This is a genomic window from Staphylococcus aureus (assembly GCF_001027105.1).
GTDB lineage: Bacteria > Bacillota > Bacilli > Staphylococcales > Staphylococcaceae > Staphylococcus > Staphylococcus aureus.
This window is the reverse complement of sequence record NZ_CP011526.1, coordinates 1,021,519-1,041,306: the sequence shown is the minus strand read 5'-3', so window position 1 is coordinate 1,041,306 and position 19,788 is coordinate 1,021,519. Positions and strand designations below refer to the sequence as shown.

Genomic DNA, 19,788 nt, shown 5'->3' with positions numbered 1-19,788 from the left:
AAATTAGTTTTATAAACTAACAAAGTTAGGATATTGACAATAGGAGGAGAAGTTTTTATGGTTGCTAAAATTTTAGATGGTAAACAAATTGCCAAAGACTACAGACAGGGGTTACAAGATCAAGTTGAAGCGCTAAAAGAAAAGGGTTTTACACCTAAATTATCCGTTATATTAGTTGGTAATGATGGCGCTAGTCAAAGTTATGTTAGATCAAAAAAGAAAGCAGCTGAAAAAATTGGTATGATTTCAGAAATCGTACATTTGGAAGAAACAGCTACTGAAGAAGAAGTATTAAACGAACTAAATAGACTAAATAATGATGATTCTGTAAGTGGTATTTTGGTACAAGTACCATTACCAAAACAAGTTAGCGAACAGAAAATATTAGAAGCAATCAATCCTGAAAAAGATGTGGACGGTTTTCATCCAATAAATATAGGGAAATTATATATCGATGAACAAACTTTTGTACCTTGCACACCGCTCGGCATCATGGAAATATTAAAACATGCTGATATTGATTTAGAAGGTAAAAATGCAGTTGTAATTGGACGAAGTCATATTGTCGGACAACCAGTTTCTAAGTTACTACTTCAAAAAAATGCATCAGTAACAATCTTACATTCTCGTTCAAAAGATATGGCATCATATTTAAAAGATGCTGATGTCATTGTCAGTGCAGTTGGTAAGCCTGGTTTAGTAACAAAAGATGTGGTCAAAGAAGGAGCAGTAATTATCGATGTTGGCAATACGCCAGATGAAAATGGCAAATTAAAAGGTGACGTTGATTATGATGCGGTTAAAGAAATTGCTGGAGCTATTACACCAGTTCCTGGTGGCGTTGGTCCATTAACAATTACTATGGTATTAAATAATACTTTGCTTGCAGAAAAAATGCGTCGAGGTATTGATTCGTAAAGAGCCTGAGACATAAATCAATGTTCTATGCTCTACAAAGTTATAATGGCAGTAGTTGACTGAACGAAAATTCGCTTGTAACAAGCTTTTTTCAATTCTAGTCAACCTTGCCGGGGTGGGACGACGAAATAAATTTTACGAAAATATCATTTCTGTCCCACTCCCTAATAACTGAGTTTTAATGAAGTCTTTTAACCCACATTAAATATTATTTTGCAATTGCAATGAATAACAAGAAAAATCTGGGACATTAATCGATCAAATGCTCCCTTCAAAGTAGACATTGAATAAATGAAGGCTTTGAAGGGAGCATTTCACTTTGTACTTGGCTCAACAATTTTATATAGACAGTAGTTAATTGAATGAAAATAAGCTTGTAACAAGTTTTCAATTCTAGTCAGGGGCCCCAACAAAGAAGCTGACGAAAAGTCAGCTTACAATAATGTGCAAGTTGGGGATGGGCCCCAACACAGAAGCTGTGACTATGATAAAGTACTACTACATAGTTAATCATTAGTGGTTCTTTATCATTTTCGCCTCCCTTTTCTTATTGTTTTGATACACAAAAATTTAAGTTCAAACTGTCGAATAAAGTTATATTTGATTTCAAATTATCCCTAAATTATTAATTTTACAATTGTGGCAGATTTTCAAAATAATAATTATTTCCTCATTATTTATAAATTTATATTTAAATTTCATTCTTTATAGGGTAAGATTAGGACTATAGTATGATGTGTAAATAATATAAATTAAGGTATAGTAAAGCTAACTCAGAAATGACTTATCATTCGGAGGTTACATTATGAATAAACTATTACAGTCATTATCAGCCCTCGGTGTTTCTGCTACACTAGTAACACCAAATTTAAATGCAGATGCAACGACGAATACTACACCACAAATTAAAGGCGCTAATGATATCGTTATTAAGAAAGGTCAAGATTATAACCTTCTAAACGGCATAAGTGCATTTGATAAAGAAGATGGAGATTTAACCGATAAAATTAAAGTCGATGGCCAAATTGATACATCTAAATCTGGTAAATATCAAATTAAATATCATGTCACTGATTCAGATGGTGCAATTAAAATTTCCACTAGGTATATTGAGGTTAAATAGCCCTCATCACTATACTGCAAATAAAATGGTAGCAAACGAACATGTTTTGCTACCATTTTATTTGTTATTCTAACTTCATCTGCAACTTTAACCCAAATATTGTATTTTTTCTGTATACCAAAGGACTACCTATCAAATTATTAAAACTTAACTGCTCTTTTTAAAAAAATGTTTTGATTTTGAACAAACAAATTTCCACTTTTCATTGTTTAACGATAAATTACTTTTGGCAAATTCCTTATTAAAATGTTTGCGCTTCCTTTCAATCAACTAGCCATCATTTTCAATTTATTAGACAATTTCAAACTTTTTTTATTTTCATTCAATTAACCTTTAATTGAAAGCTATTCTCAACTTTCCTTTTAAATATGAAGCAATTTTTTCAAAAACGCTATTAGTCACAAAATGTACACATAATTTTAACAAATGTGTGAACCCACGTCACACCTTGATTTATCAACATTTTTGATACAATTTTATTAATTTTTTTCCCATAAGCCCTTGTAAATATTGTGTAATAACTTAAAATTAATGTTAAGCCCTACATTTGTAGTATTAGGAGGTCAAAAAAGTGTCAAAATTTAAGTCTTTGCTTCTATTATTTGGCACACTAATTTTACTTAGTGGTTGTTCAAATATAGAAATTTTCAACGCAAAAGGGCCAGTAGCAAGTAGTCAGAAGTTCTTGATTCTTTATTCAATCGTCTTCATGCTTGTTATTTGTTTCGTTGTACTTGGCATGTTCGCCATTTTTATTTACAAGTATAGTTATAATAAGAATGCCGAATCTGGTAAGATGCACCATAATGCCATCATTGAAACAATATGGTTTGTAATACCTATCATAATCGTTGCTGCTTTAGCTATTCCTACAGTTAAAACTTTATACGATTACGAAAAACCACCGAAGAGTGAGAAAGATCCAATGGTTGTATATGCAGTAAGTGCAGGATACAAATGGTTCTTTGCTTATCCAGATGAACATATAGAGACTGTTAATACATTAACAATCCCTAAAGATCGTCCTGTTGTATTTAAGCTTCAAGCTATGGATACAATGACAAGTTTCTGGATTCCACAATTAGGTGGTCAAAAATATGCCATGACTGGCATGACAATGAATTGGACGTTAGAAGCATCTCAAACTGGTACGTTCAGAGGTCGTAACTCTAACTTCAATGGTGAAGGATTCTCACGTCAAACATTTAAAGTAAATGCCGTTAGTCAAAAAGACTACGACAAATGGGTGAAAGAAGTTAAAGGTAAGAAAACGTTAGATCAAGATACATTTGATAAACAATTATTACCAAGCACACCTAATAAAGCTTTAGAATTTAATGGTACACATATGGCGTTTGTTGATCCAGCAGCCGATCCAGAATACATCTTCTATGCATATAAACGTTTCAATTTCGAATTGAAAGATCCAAACTTCACTAGTGAAGAAAATATGTTTAAAGATGTATCAGACAAACCATTAATACCTGCTCGTAAAGCTCAAATTACAAATGCGAACTATAAACGACATGGTATGAAGTTGATGATTCTTGGAAATGACGAACCATATAACAATGAGTTCAAGAAAGATGAATCGAAAAATGCGAAAGAAATGAAGAAAATTTCAAAAGATGCGCAAGATCAAGACAATGATGATCATGGACGTGGACATTAATGAATTTTCCATGGGATCAATTACTAGTTAAAGGTAACTGGATGATTACAATGGCACAAATTGGTGCCCCATTCTTAGTTATTGGTTTAATCGCAGTAATTACTTACTTTAAATTATGGAAATATCTTTACAAAGAATGGTTCACATCTGTAGACCATAAGAAAATCGGTATTATGTATTTAATCTGTGCCGTATTAATGTTCGTCCGTGGTGGTATTGATGCGTTACTTATTCGTGCGCAATTAACAGTACCTGATAACAAATTTTTAGAATCTAACCACTATAACGAAATTTTTAGTACACATGGTGTAATCATGATTATCTTCATGGCAATGCCATTTATCTTTGGTTTATGGAATATCGTTGTTCCATTACAAATTGGAGCACGTGATGTTGCATTCCCAGTATTAAACAACGTAAGTTTCTGGCTATTCTTTGCAGGTATGATTTTATTCAACCTGTCATTTATTATTGGTGGTTCACCAGCAGCTGGTTGGACAAACTATGCGCCACTAGCAGGTGAATTCAGTCCTGGTCCGGGTGTTAACTATTACTTAATAGCTATACAAATTTCAGGGCTTGGTACCTTAGCTACAGGTATCAACTTCTTTGTAACAATTTTAAGATGTAAAACACCAACTATGAAGTTTATGCAAATGCCAATGTTTACAGTAACAACATTTATTACTACATTAATTGTTATTCTTGCTTTCCCTCCTTTAACAGTAGCGTTAGCATTAATGACAACTGATAGAATATTTGACACAGCATTCTTCACAGTTGCACATGGCGGTATGCCAATGCTTTGGGCTAACTTCTTCTGGGTATGGGGGCACCCTGAAGTTTATATCGTTATCCTTCCAGCATTTGGTATTTACTCAGAAATTATCCCGACATTCGCTCGTAAGCGTTTATTCGGACATCAAAGTATGGTATGGGCAACTGCCGGTATCGCGTTCCTTAGTTTCTTAGTTTGGGTTCACCATTTCTTCACAATGGGTAATGGTGCGTTAATCAACTCATTCTTCTCAATTTCAACAATGCTGATTGGTATTCCAACTGGTGTGAAATTGTTTAACTGGTTATTAACATTATATAAAGGACGTATTACATTTGAGTCACCAATGCTATTCTCATTAGCATTTATCCCTAACTTCCTTTTAGGTGGTGTTACGGGTGTAATGTTAGCAATGGCATCAGCTGACTATCAATATCACAATACGTACTTCTTAGTAGCTCACTTCCACTATACATTGGTTACTGGTGTTGTATTTGCCTGCTTAGCTGGTTTAATCTTCTGGTATCCAAAGATGATGGGTTACAAATTAAACGAAACATTAAACAAATGGTGCTTCTGGTTCTTCATGATCGGATTTAACGTTTGTTTCTTACCACAATTCATTCTTGGATTAGATGGTATGCCACGTCGTTTATACACTTATATGCCATCAGATGGTTGGTTCTTATTAAACTTAATTTCAACTATCGGTGCATTATTAATGGCAATCGGATTCTTATTCCTTGTTGTTAGTATCGTATACAGTCACTTCAAATCTCCACGTGAAGCAACTGGAGATAACTGGGATGGCCTTGGTCGTACTCTAGAGTGGACTACTGCATCAGCAATTCCACCTAAATACAACTTTGCCATTACACCAGATTGGAATGACTACGACACATTTGTTGATATGAAAGAACATGGTCGTCATTACTTAGACAACCATAATTACAAAGACATTCATATGCCAAACAATACTCCTGTTGGATTCTGGATTGGTATCTTTATGACTATCGGCGGTTTCTTCTTAATTTTCGAAACTGTAATTCCAGCATTAATTTGTTTATTCGGTATTTTTGGTACTATGATTTATCGCAGTTTCCAAATCGATCACGGATATCATATCCCTGCTGCTGAAGTTGCAGAAACTGAAGCTAGATTAAGAGAAGCGCGTATTAAAGAAAGGGAGGCTGTAAGTCATGAGTCATGATACAAACACTATTGATTCACGCACACATGAAGGCGAATTAAATAAGCTTGGCTTTTGGATTTTCATTACAGCCGAATTTGCGTTATTCGGTACCCTATTTGCGACACTATTAACTTTGCAACATGGTGGCGATTATGCAGGTAAAATGACTACTGAGTTATTTGAATTGCCTCTTGTTTTAATAATGACGTTTGCATTATTATTCAGTTCTTACACATGTGGTATTGCTATTTACTACATGCGCCAAGAAAAACAAAAGTTAATGATGTTTTGGATGATCATTACGTTACTTTTAGGTTTAGTCTTTGTTGGATTCGAAATTTATGAATTCGCACACTATGCATCAGAAGGCGTTAACCCAACAATTGGTTCTTACTGGTCTAGTTTCTTTATCCTATTAGGAACGCATGGTTGTCACGTATCGCTAGGTATCGTTTGGGCCATTTGTTTATTAATCCAAATCCAACGACGCGGATTAGACAAATATAATGCGCCAAAATTATTTATAGTAAGTTTATACTGGCACTTCTTAGATGTTGTTTGGGTTTTCATCTTTACTGCCGTATATATGATAGGGATGGTGTATAGCGGATGAGTACAATAATGAAACATACTGTAGGATTTATCGCATCTATCGTATTAACGCTTTTAGCAGTTTACGTAACACTATACACGTCATTAACATTCCACGCGAAGTTGACAATTATCTTTGGCTTTGCATTCGTCCAAGCAGGACTTCAATTATTAATGTTCATGCATTTAACTGAAGGTAAAGATGGACGTTTACAAACATTCAAAGTTATCTTTGCTCTTGTAATTACACTTTGTTTCGTTGTCGGAACATATTGGGTTATGCAAGGCGGTCACTCTTCACACTTATAAACAACATTTTAATAATGTAAAGTTTAACCAGCTAACACTTTTGTTAGCTGGTTTTTATTTTCCTTCAATTTTTAAATGGTTAAGTCCCCTTCTATATCTTATAAGACAATCATTATAATCAATTCAATTAATACATTAACAACCACAACTAATAAATATAGTAACTTCAAAATCCATATTTATGTCTAAAGATAATCTCAATGTTGTTCACGTCAATAAAATTATCCCTAGGTTTTTAAAAATTGTACATGTTTAAACAATCAAAAGTGTACATTATTAAATTATCATTTCCAGTTAGATTTAGAAAACATTCACACCACGCATGGACCAACGTATTCGTCTTCATTCATTTTAGTCTGATGCCAACTCACCAAATGATTTCCCCTTTTATCAGTTAACACATATTTTTAAACTCATCCTTCTTCAACCTTATACTTTAAACTTTTTACCACTATAAAAAAGAAGATATAACTCGTATACTGGTCAGATAAGGTCGATGCCTTAATGCCATATACATGTTATATCTTCTATATTAATTATTGAACAATAACACCCTTCGTATTGTAAGGTTTATTTTGTTTTAAAATATCATTATAAATATGTTTGATTCGAACTTCATTGTTTCCTTTTACATTTAATGCAAGTACAACTACATACTTATCATTATAGTAAACAGTAAAGACTTGTCCAAAGAATCCCCCGTTAAGTCTATTCAATGTTGGCTTAGCATAGAAACCATATCGATATTCATCTGGATACTTTTTCGTACCAAACTCATGTAATAATGGATTGGTTATTTTAGGACTGAATAATTTATATTGTTGTATTTGAGTAATTAATTTACCCATATCTGTTGGTGTCATATATAAATTACCTGCACCATAGTATTGGTCCAAAATATTAGGTCTTAAGAATGAAAGTCCTGTACTATTATAAGCATAACCTTTTGCTAGATATTTTTTAAAAGGTTGTTCATCATAAAATGCTGTGTGCTGAAGTTTTAAAGGATCTCCTATTTTTGTATAATAATTCTCAGCATAAGATTTACCTGTAACTTCTTCAATTACTTTCGCAAGTACTAAATAATTCCCATCGTTATACATATGCTTTTTGTATTTCTTAGGATCAATACCACGTTTTTGAATCGCTTTAACTGCTTGATCTAAATTTTTATAATCTTTTGAGGATTTATATTTATATAATCCACTTTGATGCAACATTAAATCTTTCAATGGGATAGGCTTAGATGTTTTAAACCATGGAAGGTATTTACTTACTGGATCATTGATATTTATTTTATGTTCTTCTTCTAACTGTTTTAACAGTAACCCTGTTGAAAATTTTTGAGCTGAACCTATTAAAAACATCGTATTCGGTGTGTTTTTAATACCTTTTTCAAAATCTTGATATCCATAACCTTTACTCATTTTCAATTTGCCATTTTCATATATAGCTACTGAACCGTTAAATAATGAACTTTGTAAATACTTGTCAATTTTCTTATATTTAGGATCCTTGCTATTATATACCTCTTTTAGTTTAGACGGCGCAACCTTTTCCTTATTACGATCCACTAAATATTTTTCATTGTCTGATAATTTTGTTTCCTTATGTATTGGGTCTATAGAATGTGTCTTCGTCTGTAATCGATGAAAAATTAACGCTATAGAAATAATGATAAATAATAGTACACACGCATGTATAACTAGTTTTACTTTATTAAATTTCATTTGATAATTGCCTCACAATGTATTCATTTTATATATTTAAATCGTTAAAAATTTGAACCTAGATGCCTAATAATACAACTTACAAAAATTAACTTATCATTCATTTATGCTTTACGCTACATAGTAATAAGTTTTTCTAATATGTTATCTATACAACAAAATTAATTATACCTTATCACTTTGTATAAATCACTCGAATTTATATTACGCCTTTAAATTTTTTAAGACATCATACTAAAGTCGCATTATATTTTTAAAAATGCTTTTTGATTTTAACAAAACATTCAAATTACAAGGAACTTTGACATAACATTTGTATTTTTTACTATAAAGTACTACAATTTAAGGCTATAATGTATTAGTAATGAAGTTGTATAAATATCGTTCAACTAATTATATTTTAAAATTATGATTATGATTTAACAAAAATTTAATATAGGAGCATCAATCATGAATAAATTTTTAAAATACTTTTTGATCCTTCTAGCATTGGTTCTCATTGTTGTTCCAATAGTCTTCGCTACGTTACTTTTTAAAACGTCCCAAGATGCATTCGAATCTTCTCAAGACAGCAAAAATGCTAATCGTCAATCCAACTTAAGAGATAATAAAGTCAATCCCGAAGAACAACCTATCTCTATTCTTTTCTTAGGTATCGATGATAACGATGGAAGAAGAAAAAAAGGACAGGATGCTGAACACTCTAGATCAGACGCTATGATTTTAACTACTTTTAATCAATCAAAACATCAAATTAGAATGCTTAGTATTCCACGTGATACTATCAGCTACATTCCTAAAGTTGGCTATTACGATAAGATTACCCATGCACATGCATATGGTGGTCCAATTGCCGCAATGGATTCGGTAGAAGCTACCATGAATGTACCTGTTGATTATTATGTGAGAGTCAATATGAAAGCATTTGTCGAGGCTGTAAATGAGCTTGGTGGCATATACTATGATGTGCCATACGACTTAAATGAACCTAACACAGATGATACTGGTAAGATTAAAATTAAAAAAGGGTACCAAAAATTAAATGGTGATGAGGCTTTAGCAGTTGCTAGAACTAGACATCATGATTCAGACTTAAAACGTGGACAACGTCAAATGGAATTAATTAAGATTTTATTCCAAAAAGCACAGGAAGTTGATTCTATTGATAAACTTGATAACGTGATTCAAATTGTAGGTAAAAATGCAAAGCATAATTTAACTAACTCTGAAATTAAAGCTTTAGCAAAAATGTACTTAACAAATGATGTTGAAATTAAAACTGCGCAATTAAAAGGTAAAGATGATATGTTAAATGGTATTTACTATTATCATCCAAGTGTTGAAAGCATTCAAAAATATGCAAACTTACTTCGTAAAGACTTAGAATTATCACCTATTAATGATAAAAATGATTTCTTAGATCAACGTGTCATTAATCATTATGGTTCATTAATACCATTAACGCCTTTAGATAATAGTTTATTGAGAAAAGAACAAAATGATACGACAGATAAAGATAAGACATCTAACGAGAACAGTGATTCAACTAATAACAGTGATTCCAGCAATCAACAACAACCTGCTACAGATCAAAACTCAAATCAAAATCAAGGTGGCACACAACAAGCGCCACAAGCTTCAAATAACCAAAATGGTGTTGTAAATTAATATTATATGACGATTAACATTTACTATTTATGAAAGGAGCATCATACATGAGTAGAAAAACATACGAAAAGATTGCAAATATAAATGGCATGTTTAATATGTTAGAACAACAAATCATTCATAGCCAAGATATGGCTCATTTTAGAAGTGAATTTTTTTACGTCAATCATGAGCATCGAGAAAACTATGAAGCACTCCTAATTTATTACAAAAATAGTATCGACAATCCTATTGTAGATGGTGCATGTTATATTTTAGCCCTACCTGAAATTTTCAATAGTGTTGATGTTTTCGAATCAGAGTTACCATTTTCATGGGTATATGATGAAAATGGCATTACCGAAACAATGAAATCACTTAGCATTCCATTACAATATTTAGTTGCAGCAGCTTTAGAAGTAACTGATGTGAATATATTTAAGCCTTCAGGATTTACAATGGGAATGAATAATTGGAATATTGCTCAAATGCGAATCTTTTGGCAATATACAGCAATTATTAGAAAAGAAGCACTATAACATTAATAATTAATTAGCTATAAAGATGATTCACAACAATCATCTTTATAGCTTTTTTATGTCTAATTATTTTTGAGGAAAATAACAATCGTTATTCTATGTTATTATTAGTAAATTAAATGTAAATGATTTTGTTAGGATGTGGAGGAATTTTATGTTTTCAAAAGTAAACAATCAAAAGATGTTAGAAGATTGCTTCTATATAAGAAAGAAAGTGTTTGTAGAAGAACAAGGCGTCCCTGAGGAAAGTGAAATTGATGAATATGAATCTGAATCTATTCACCTCATTGGATATGATAATGGACAGCCAGTTGCCACTGCTCGAATACGCCCTATTAATGAAACAACTGTCAAAATAGAACGAGTAGCTGTGATGAAATCACATCGTGGACAAGGAATGGGTAGAATGCTTATGCAAGCTGTAGAATCATTAGCTAAAGATGAAGGTTTTTACGTAGCTACTATGAATGCCCAATGTCATGCTATCCCATTTTATGAAAGTTTAAACTTTAAAATGAGAGGTAATATATTTCTTGAGGAAGGCATCGAGCATATTGAAATGACAAAAAAGTTAACCTCGCTTAATTAAAAAAAGTTGTATCTATTTTAGAAACATTTGTAATAAACCAATTCTTAAATTGACATCAATTCTATTTGATTTGTCACGTCACCATTGAGATTCAAAATTTTTTTCATTTTTTTACAGTGAAAATGTAAATTAAGAGTATATTACAAATTGGTTAAATACGCACAGGTATATAAAACAGGTACTATAATGTTAGTAATAATTAATAAATGTTAGGAGTAATAAATAGAATGGCGAAAAAATTCAATTACAAACTACCATCAATGGTTGCATTAACGCTTGTAGGTTCAGCAGTCACTGCACATCAAGTTCAAGCAGCTGAGACGACACAAGATCAAACTACTAATAAAAACGTTTTAGATAGTAATAAAGTTAAAGCAACTACTGAACAAGCAAAAGCTGAGGTAAAAAATCCAACGCAAAACATTTCTGGCACTCAAGTATATCAAGACCCTGCTATTGTCCAACCAAAAACAGCAAATAACAAAACAGGCAATGCTCAAGTAAGTCAAAAAGTTGATACTGCACAAGTAAATGGTGACACTCGTGCTAATCAATCAGCGACTACAAATAATACGCAGCCTGTTGCAAAGTCAACAAGCACTACAGCACCTAAAACTAACACTAATGTTACAAATGCTGGTTATAGTTTAGTTGATGATGAAGATGATAATTCAGAAAATCAAATTAATCCAGAATTAATTAAATCAGCTGCTAAACCTGCAGCTCTTGAAACGCAATATAAAACCGCAGCACCTAAAGCTGCAACTACATCAGCACCTAAAGCTAAAACTGAAGCGACACCTAAAGTAACTACTTTTAGCGCTTCAGCACAACCAAGATCAGTTGCTGCAACACCAAAAACGAGTTTGCCAAAATATAAACCACAAGTAAACTCTTCAATTAACGATTACATTCGTAAAAATAACTTAAAAGCACCTAAAATTGAAGAAGATTATACATCTTACTTCCCTAAATACGCATACCGTAACGGCGTAGGTCGTCCTGAAGGTATCGTAGTTCATGATACAGCTAATGATCGTTCGACGATAAATGGTGAAATTAGTTATATGAAAAATAACTATCAAAACGCATTCGTACATGCATTTGTTGATGGGGATCGTATAATCGAAACAGCACCAACGGATTACTTATCTTGGGGTGTCGGTGCAGTCGGTAACCCTAGATTCATCAATGTTGAAATCGTACACACACACGACTATGCTTCATTTGCACGTTCAATGAATAACTATGCTGACTATGCAGCTACACAATTACAATATTATGGTTTAAAACCAGACAGTGCTGAGTATGATGGAAATGGTACAGTATGGACTCACTACGCTGTAAGTAAATATTTAGGTGGTACTGACCATGCCGATCCACATGGATATTTAAGAAGTCATAATTATAGTTATGATCAATTATATGACTTAATTAATGAAAAATATTTAATAAAAATGGGTAAAGTGGCGCCATGGGGTACGCAATCTACAACTACCCCTACTACACCATCAAAACCAACAACACCGTCGAAACCATCAACTGGTAAATTAACAGTTGCTGCAAACAATGGTGTCGCACAAATCAAACCAACAAATAGTGGTTTATATACTACTGTATACGACAAAACTGGTAAAGCAACTAATGAAGTTCAAAAAACATTTGCTGTATCTAAAACAGCTACATTAGGTAATCAAAAATTCTATCTTGTTCAAGATTACAATTCTGGTAATAAATTTGGTTGGGTTAAAGAAGGCGATGTGGTTTACAACACAGCTAAATCACCTGTAAATGTAAATCAATCATATTCAATCAAACCTGGTACGAAACTTTATACAGTACCTTGGGGTACATCTAAACAAGTTGCTGGTAGTGTGTCTGGCTCTGGAAACCAAACATTTAAGGCTTCAAAGCAACAACAAATTGATAAATCAATTTATTTATATGGCTCTGTGAATGGTAAATCTGGTTGGGTAAGTAAAGCATATTTAGTTGATACTGCTAAACCTACGCCTACACCAACACCTAAGCCATCAACACCTACAACAAATAATAAATTAACAGTTTCATCATTAAACGGTGTTGCTCAAATTAATGCTAAAAACAATGGCTTATTCACTACAGTTTATGACAAAACTGGTAAGCCAACGAAAGAAGTTCAAAAAACATTTGCTGTAACAAAAGAAGCAAGTTTAGGTGGAAACAAATTCTACTTAGTTAAAGATTACAATAGTCCAACTTTAATTGGTTGGGTTAAACAAGGTGACGTTATTTATAACAATGCAAAATCACCTGTAAATGTAATGCAAACATATACAGTAAAACCAGGCACTAAATTATATTCAGTACCTTGGGGCACTTATAAACAAGAAGCTGGTGCAGTTTCTGGTACAGGTAACCAAACTTTTAAAGCGACTAAGCAACAACAAATTGATAAATCTATCTATTTATTTGGAACTGTAAATGGTAAATCTGGTTGGGTAAGTAAAGCATATTTAGCTGTACCTGCTGCACCTAAAAAAGCAGTAGCACAACCAAAAACAGCTGTAAAAGCTTATACTGTTACTAAACCACAAACGACTCAAACAGTTAGCAAGATTGCTCAAGTTAAACCAAACAACACTGGTATTCGTGCTTCTGTTTATGAAAAAACAGCGAAAAACGGTGCGAAATATGCAGACCGTACGTTCTATGTAACAAAAGAGCGTGCTCATGGTAATGAAACGTATGTATTATTAAACAATACAAGCCATAACATCCCATTAGGTTGGTTCAATGTAAAAGACTTAAATGTTCAAAACTTAGGCAAAGAAGTTAAAACGACTCAAAAATATACTGTTAATAAATCAAATAACGGCTTATCAATGGTTCCTTGGGGTACTAAAAACCAAGTCATTTTAACAGGCAATAACATTGCTCAAGGTACATTTAATGCAACGAAACAAGTATCTGTAGGCAAAGATGTTTATTTATACGGTACTATTAATAACCGCACTGGTTGGGTAAATGCAAAAGATTTAACTGCACCAACTGCTGTGAAACCAACTACATCAGCTGCCAAAGATTATAACTACACTTATGTAATTAAAAATGGTAATGGTTATTACTATGTAACACCAAATTCTGATACAGCTAAATACTCATTAAAAGCATTTAATGAACAACCATTCGCAGTTGTTAAAGAACAAGTCATTAATGGACAAACTTGGTACTATGGTAAATTATCTAACGGTAAATTAGCATGGATTAAATCAACTGATTTAGCTAAAGAATTAATTAAGTATAATCAAACAGGTATGACATTAAACCAAGTTGCTCAAATACAAGCTGGTTTACAATATAAACCACAAGTACAACGTGTACCAGGTAAGTGGACAGATGCTAAATTTAATGATGTTAAGCATGCAATGGATACGAAGCGTTTAGCTCAAGATCCAGCATTAAAATATCAATTCTTACGCTTAGACCAACCACAAAATATTTCTATTGATAAAATTAATCAATTCTTAAAAGGTAAAGGTGTATTAGAAAACCAAGGTGCTGCATTTAACAAAGCTGCTCAAATGTATGGCATTAATGAAGTTTATCTTATCTCACATGCCCTATTAGAAACAGGTAACGGTACTTCTCAATTAGCGAAAGGTGCAGATGTAGTGAACAACAAAGTTGTAACTAACTCAAACACGAAATACCATAACGTATTTGGTATTGCTGCATATGATAACGATCCTTTACGTGAAGGTATTAAATATGCTAAACAAGCTGGTTGGGACACAGTATCAAAAGCAATCGTTGGTGGTGCTAAATTCATCGGCAACTCATATGTAAAAGCTGGTCAAAATACACTTTACAAAATGAGATGGAATCCTGCACATCCAGGAACACACCAATATGCTACAGATGTAGATTGGGCTAACATCAATGCTAAAATCATCAAAGGCTACTATGATAAAATTGGCGAAGTCGGCAAATACTTCGACATCCCACAATATAAATAAGCAACATGAACATAGGATCAAAAGTCATCCCCCACTATCAATCATGGGGGATGACCTTTGATCCCTTTTTTATACATACACAAGCAAAAATAGCGGTGATTGTTTACCATCAATTTTAACAATCACCGCTACTTTTGCTTGTAATTCATGATTCAATTTTTGTTGTGTGCACAACGACACTAAATTATGTGTTTGCTATTGTCGTGTTACAACGATATGCGTCGTTGATTTAACTTATCAAGTAATTGATTTAAATTGTCTAATTCGACTTCCGATAAACATTGACATCTTGCTTCAATCAATTCGCAACGTGCATTATTTATTTGTGAAATTAATGTACGTGCTTGATCAGTCAAAATTAATTCTTTACATCTTAAATCTTCGCTAGATTGTTGACTTGTGATGTACCCTTTCAAAACTAATTTCTTAATCCACCTTGAAACTATAGATTGTTCCCTGCTAATCTTCATCGTCAAATCATACTGTGATAAGCGATCGTAATTAAATAAAATACGGAGAAGTTCTAGCTGTTCAGATGTGATATCCGTGCGTTGTCCAAATCTTCTATTCACTAAGTTTAAGTCATTGTTAGTCAGTGTAATAAGTTTTTCAAGTTGTTTATACATGTTGTTCTACTCCACTACATATTATTTATAATATTATATGCTTTTTTTATAATTTTTACAATACTATTCGACACAATAGACAAATTTGTTGCATAACTAATACAAAATATAATAAATTAGTAAGAGTCTTATGGACATAAAGGAGATAAAATATGACTTCATTAAAAGAGAGAGATTATTTTTTTGACAACGCAAGAGCAATTTTAATATTATTAGTCGTATTTGGACATATGTTACAACCCTACACTAGTGGCGATAAATATTTATCAGCATTATACCTAGTTATTTATAGTTTCCATATGCCAACATTTTTGTTTATATCTGGTTATTTCGCGAAAAATATTGATAAACCATACTATTTAGAAAAAATTTCAAAACGTTTGATAGTACCTTATATGATATTTTTTGCATTCTTTTCAATTTATTATTTCTTAACAGGTAAAAGTGACGAATTACAACTTGATCCTTTTAACCCAGTATTTGCGTTATGGTTTTTGATCACGCTATTTTTCTTTCATGTCATTTTAGTAATAGTTAGAAGATTTAATCCATATAAAGTGCTATCAGTTTCAATTATTATATCTATTGGAGCAGGTTTTTCAGATAACATCGATAGCTACTTAAGCATTTCAAGGACAATCGTATTTTTCCCAATATTTTATCTAGGTTACATTTTCACCAAAAAACATACGGCTATTTTTAAAAATAAAAAACTAATACCAGTATCTATCATTACCTTTATTTTGTTTTTTATCGTTTACGTGATTCATCCTATCAATGCAGATTGGTTATTGGGAAGTTCACCATATACTTCACTTGAAAATGAAGGACAGAGTATATTCAGTCCTTTTAAACGACTTATATTATATGGAATTATATTAATCGCAATGACTGCGTTTCTAAATTTAATGTCAACAAAGAAAAAATTATATACTTATATTGGTAGTCGTACGCTATACGTATATTTATTACATGGTTTAATTATTGGCATTGTTAGAGGATTTGAATGGTACCCATTCGATAATCCTATATCATTAATGACTTATCTTTATTTAATAAGTATATCTGTAATCATCGTATATGTATTATCTACAAACTTTGTTTGTAAATGGACAAATCCAATAATTAATTTACAAAGACCATCACAGTTTAAAGATTCATAATTTTATACTGTCTAAGTACATTAACTGTAACCACTTTATTCATTTTGAAAAGTAGTTACTACAGTGTATTTAGACATTTTTCGTTTTTCAAATAAAGCTTAAGTAATTTACCCTTTTTTGCTTTAAAAGTATGTTATGATATTATTAATTTCTAAATTTTTAGACAATATTTGATTTATATTTGAGGTGTCACAAATGAAACTTTCTTTAAATTCTAATTCTAAATATTTAAGAGCACCAAGTATTCGCCAATTTTCAAATCGTATGAATAATTTGGATGATTGTGTTAATTTAACTATTGGCCAACCAGACTTCCCGATGCCTGATGTTGTGAAAAAGGCATATATTGATGCTATTAACAATGACAAGACATCATACTCTCACAATAAAGGGTTATTAGAAACTCGCGAAGCAATTAGTCAATACTTCAAAAATCGTTATCATTTTTCCTATGATCCTGAAGAAATTATTGTGACAAATGGAGCAAGTGAAGCAATAGACACAACGTTACGTTCTATCATAGAGCCTGGAGATGAAATTATAATACCGGGACCAATTTATGCAGGCTACATACCACTCATCGAAGTACTAGGTGGTAAACCAATTTATATTGATACAACAGCAACACAATTTAAAATTACACCTGATGCATTAGAAAGTCATATTTCTCCAAAGACAAAAGCTGTCTTGTTAAATTATCCGACTAATCCAACTGGCGTAGTTTTAAAAAGAAATGAAGTTTTAAATATCGTAAATGTATTAAAAAAATATCCGTTATTTATTATTAGCGATGAGATTTATGCTGAAAATACATTTAGTGGTAAACATGTATCCTTCGCTGAATTTGAAGACATTCGTGATCAATTAATATTAATTGGTGGTTTAAGTAAATCACACTCAGCAACCGGAATAAGAATTGGTTTTCTATTAGGACCTCAATATTTGATTGATAAATTAACATTTATGCACGCCTATAATTGTATTTGTGCCAATGTTCCAGCTCAAATAGCATGTATAACAGCACTTAACGAAGGATTAGAAGCTCCTAAATATATGAACGAAGCTTATGTAGAACGAAGAAATTATTTAGTATCTGAATTAACTAAATTAGGTTTTGAGATTACCGCTCAACCTGAAGGCGCGTTTTATATTTTCCCAAGTATTAAACATATCACCGATGACGATTTCGAATTTTGTGTCGATTTACTTGAATCAACACATTTAGCAATCGTTCCAGGCTCATCCTTTACAGAATTCGGTAAAGGATTTGTAAGGATTTCCTATGCTTATGAAATGGATGTTTTAAAAGAAGGTATGAAGAGACTTGCTAAATATTTAAATACTAAATAAAAATGATATGTTGAACTGGACGTCGTGAACTAAATTCATAGTACGTTCAGTTTTTTATATTCTATAAGTTTTAAATAATACTCTATAGAGACTGTAAATACTACCGAGTTATATTCCTCTCCTTTAAACACCTCACTCAAAATGATTCTATCAAAAGGTTTTAATATGCTAACTTATAATTGTTCTTCGAAACTTAAGCACTCAAATAATATATCACCATTCATATTAATCTACCTTTGGCCAAACAATTATTATTCAAAAGTTACTATTTATTATTATAAACAAATACTTTCCATTCGCTCTCAATTCCTTTCTTATTTATTCTTTTAGATAAATGCAAACAATTGACGATCTTATCAATTTAACTCAATTGAATAAAGTATAATACAATTCAATTTTAATTCCCTTAATGTTTTTGTAAACTCTAATCTTTACAAAAACTTTTTAATTTATTTATATATTCTTATTGACTTAAAAATTTTTAGTGTTATATTTAACTTGTAAATAAATTTTTTGGAGGTTTTTAGATGAAAGGTAAATTTTTAAAAGTTAGTTCTTTATTCGTTGCAACTTTGACAACAGCGACACTTGTGAGTTCTCCAGCAGCAAACGCGTTATCTTCAAAGGCTATGGACAATCATCCACAACAAACGCAGTCAAGCAAACAGCAAACACCTAAGATTCAAAAAGGCGGTAACCTTAAACCATTAGAACAACGTGAACACGCAAATGTTATATTACCAAATAACGATCGTCACCAAATCACAGATACAACGAATGGTCATTATGCACCCGTAACTTATATTCAAGTTGAAGCACCTACTGGTACATTTATTGCTTCCGGTGTAGTTGTAGGTAAAGATACTCTTTTAACAAATAAACACGTCGTAGATGCTACGCACGGTGATCCTCATGCTTTAAAAGCATTCCCTTCTGCAATTAACCAAGACAATTATCCAAATGGTGGTTTCACTGCTGAACAAATCACTAAATATTCAGGCGAAGGTGATTTAGCAATAGTTAAATTCTCCCCTAATGAGCAAAACAAACATATTGGTGAAGTAGTTAAACCAGCAACAATGAGTAATAATGCTGAAACACAAGTTAACCAAAATATTACTGTAACAGGATATCCTGGTGATAAACCTGTAGCAACAATGTGGGAAAGTAAAGGAAAAATCACTTACCTCAAAGGCGAAGCTATGCAATATGATTTAAGTACAACTGGTGGTAATTCAGGTTCACCTGTATTTAATGAAAAAAATGAAGTGATCGGAATTCATTGGGGCGGTGTACCAAATGAATTTAATGGTGCGGTATTTATTAATGAAAATGTACGCAACTTCTTAAAACAAAATATTGAAGATATCCATTTTGCCAACGATGACCAACCTAATAACCCAGATAATCCTGATAACCCTAACAATCCTGATAACCCTAACAACCCAGATGAACCAAATAACCCTGACAACCCTAACAACCCTGATAATCCAGACAATGGCGATAACAATAATTCAGACAATCCAGATGCAGCTTAATTAACAATTAAGTTCGTCTAGATAA

At 32.2% G+C, this 19,788-nt stretch carries 17 protein-coding genes; 13 read left to right on the top strand and 4 right to left on the bottom strand.

The window, feature by feature from the left end; translation table 11 throughout:
- The first annotated feature begins 57 nt into the window (after positions 1 to 57).
- Both folD and AA076_RS05230 read left to right on the top strand, forming a co-directional pair.
- The gene (gene folD, locus AA076_RS05235; RefSeq protein WP_000225837.1) at positions 58 to 918 is read left to right on the top strand and encodes a bifunctional methylenetetrahydrofolate dehydrogenase/methenyltetrahydrofolate cyclohydrolase FolD; all 861 of its coding nucleotides are present in this window, start codon (positions 58 to 60) and stop codon (positions 916 to 918) included.
- Between the two features lie 805 nt (positions 919 to 1,723).
- Complete coding sequence (locus AA076_RS05230) at positions 1,724 to 2,041, top strand: DUF5011 domain-containing protein (RefSeq protein WP_001037831.1); 318 nt, start codon at positions 1,724 to 1,726, stop codon at positions 2,039 to 2,041.
- A 147-nt stretch (positions 2,042 to 2,188) separates the two neighbouring features.
- On the opposite strand, the gene AA076_RS14740 is transcribed toward AA076_RS05230, so the two are convergent.
- Positions 2,189 to 2,311 carry a hypothetical protein gene (locus AA076_RS14740; RefSeq protein ID WP_001790624.1) on the bottom strand — a complete coding sequence of 41 codons (123 nt, stop codon included), beginning with the start codon at positions 2,309 to 2,311 and terminating at the stop codon, positions 2,189 to 2,191.
- 301 nt (positions 2,312 to 2,612) lie between these two features.
- Between AA076_RS14740 and qoxA the strand changes: the two genes are divergently transcribed.
- The 4 genes from qoxA to qoxD are packed head-to-tail and all read left to right on the top strand — an operon-like array spanning position 2,613 to position 6,583.
- On the top strand, positions 2,613 to 3,713 hold the full coding sequence (gene qoxA / locus AA076_RS05220) for a cytochrome aa3 quinol oxidase subunit II (RefSeq protein WP_002871053.1): 1,101 nt from the start codon (positions 2,613 to 2,615) through the stop codon (positions 3,711 to 3,713).
- The gene (gene qoxB, locus AA076_RS05215) at positions 3,713 to 5,701 is read left to right on the top strand and encodes a cytochrome aa3 quinol oxidase subunit I (protein ID WP_001010762.1); all 1,989 of its coding nucleotides are present in this window, start codon (positions 3,713 to 3,715) and stop codon (positions 5,699 to 5,701) included. The genes qoxA and qoxB overlap by 1 nt, the downstream gene beginning before the upstream one ends.
- Entirely contained in the window at positions 5,691 to 6,296 is a 606-nt protein-coding gene (qoxC, locus tag AA076_RS05210; protein WP_000017736.1) for a cytochrome aa3 quinol oxidase subunit III, read from the top strand. The genes qoxB and qoxC overlap by 11 nt, the downstream gene beginning before the upstream one ends.
- A gap of 8 nt (positions 6,297 to 6,304) precedes the next feature.
- Positions 6,305 to 6,583 (top strand): cytochrome aa3 quinol oxidase subunit IV, encoded by a 279-nt coding sequence (gene qoxD / locus AA076_RS05205; RefSeq protein WP_001797236.1) that lies wholly within the window; start codon positions 6,305 to 6,307, stop codon positions 6,581 to 6,583.
- Positions 6,584 to 7,119: 536 nt separating this feature from the next.
- Here qoxD and fmtA read toward each other — a convergent pair.
- Positions 7,120 to 8,313, bottom strand: a complete 1,194-nt coding sequence (fmtA, locus tag AA076_RS05200) for a teichoic acid D-Ala esterase FmtA (RefSeq protein WP_000671243.1) — start codon at positions 8,311 to 8,313, stop codon at positions 7,120 to 7,122.
- 450 nt (positions 8,314 to 8,763) lie between these two features.
- Between fmtA and AA076_RS05195 the strand changes: the two genes are divergently transcribed.
- From AA076_RS05195 to atl, 4 genes are all read left to right on the top strand, one after another.
- Complete coding sequence (locus tag AA076_RS05195; protein ID WP_001031975.1) at positions 8,764 to 9,981, top strand: polyisoprenyl-teichoic acid--peptidoglycan teichoic acid transferase; 1,218 nt, start codon at positions 8,764 to 8,766, stop codon at positions 9,979 to 9,981.
- A gap of 47 nt (positions 9,982 to 10,028) precedes the next feature.
- On the top strand, positions 10,029 to 10,499 hold the full coding sequence (locus AA076_RS05190; protein WP_000088431.1) for an osmotic stress response protein: 471 nt from the start codon (positions 10,029 to 10,031) through the stop codon (positions 10,497 to 10,499).
- Positions 10,500 to 10,653: 154 nt separating this feature from the next.
- Positions 10,654 to 11,088: a GNAT family N-acetyltransferase gene (locus AA076_RS05185; protein ID WP_000491986.1), complete on the top strand. Its 435-nt coding sequence runs from the start codon at positions 10,654 to 10,656 to the stop codon at positions 11,086 to 11,088.
- Positions 11,089 to 11,315: 227 nt separating this feature from the next.
- The gene (atl, locus tag AA076_RS05180; protein WP_002871047.1) at positions 11,316 to 15,086 is read left to right on the top strand and encodes a bifunctional autolysin; all 3,771 of its coding nucleotides are present in this window, start codon (positions 11,316 to 11,318) and stop codon (positions 15,084 to 15,086) included.
- A gap of 69 nt (positions 15,087 to 15,155) precedes the next feature.
- Here atl and AA076_RS14735 read toward each other — a convergent pair whose 3' ends face one another.
- Entirely contained in the window at positions 15,156 to 15,266 is a 111-nt protein-coding gene (locus AA076_RS14735) for a hypothetical protein (RefSeq protein ID WP_001788579.1), read from the bottom strand.
- 26 nt (positions 15,267 to 15,292) lie between these two features.
- Positions 15,293 to 15,712 carry a MarR family transcriptional regulator gene (locus tag AA076_RS05170; protein ID WP_000278015.1) on the bottom strand — a complete coding sequence of 140 codons (420 nt, stop codon included), beginning with the start codon at positions 15,710 to 15,712 and terminating at the stop codon, positions 15,293 to 15,295.
- Between the two features lie 152 nt (positions 15,713 to 15,864).
- On the opposite strand from AA076_RS05170, the gene AA076_RS05165 reads away from it, so the two are divergent.
- From AA076_RS05165 to sspA, 3 genes are all read left to right on the top strand, one after another.
- Positions 15,865 to 16,875: an acyltransferase family protein gene (locus AA076_RS05165; RefSeq protein WP_000202439.1), complete on the top strand. Its 1,011-nt coding sequence runs from the start codon at positions 15,865 to 15,867 to the stop codon at positions 16,873 to 16,875.
- A gap of 195 nt (positions 16,876 to 17,070) precedes the next feature.
- Positions 17,071 to 18,225 carry an aminotransferase class I/II-fold pyridoxal phosphate-dependent enzyme gene (locus tag AA076_RS05160; RefSeq protein WP_000777581.1) on the top strand — a complete coding sequence of 385 codons (1,155 nt, stop codon included), beginning with the start codon at positions 17,071 to 17,073 and terminating at the stop codon, positions 18,223 to 18,225.
- A gap of 527 nt (positions 18,226 to 18,752) precedes the next feature.
- Positions 18,753 to 19,763, top strand: coding sequence for a Glu-specific serine endopeptidase SspA (sspA, locus tag AA076_RS05155; RefSeq protein WP_000676548.1), 1,011 nt, complete (start codon positions 18,753 to 18,755; stop codon positions 19,761 to 19,763).
- The last annotated feature ends 25 nt before the right edge of the window (positions 19,764 to 19,788 follow it).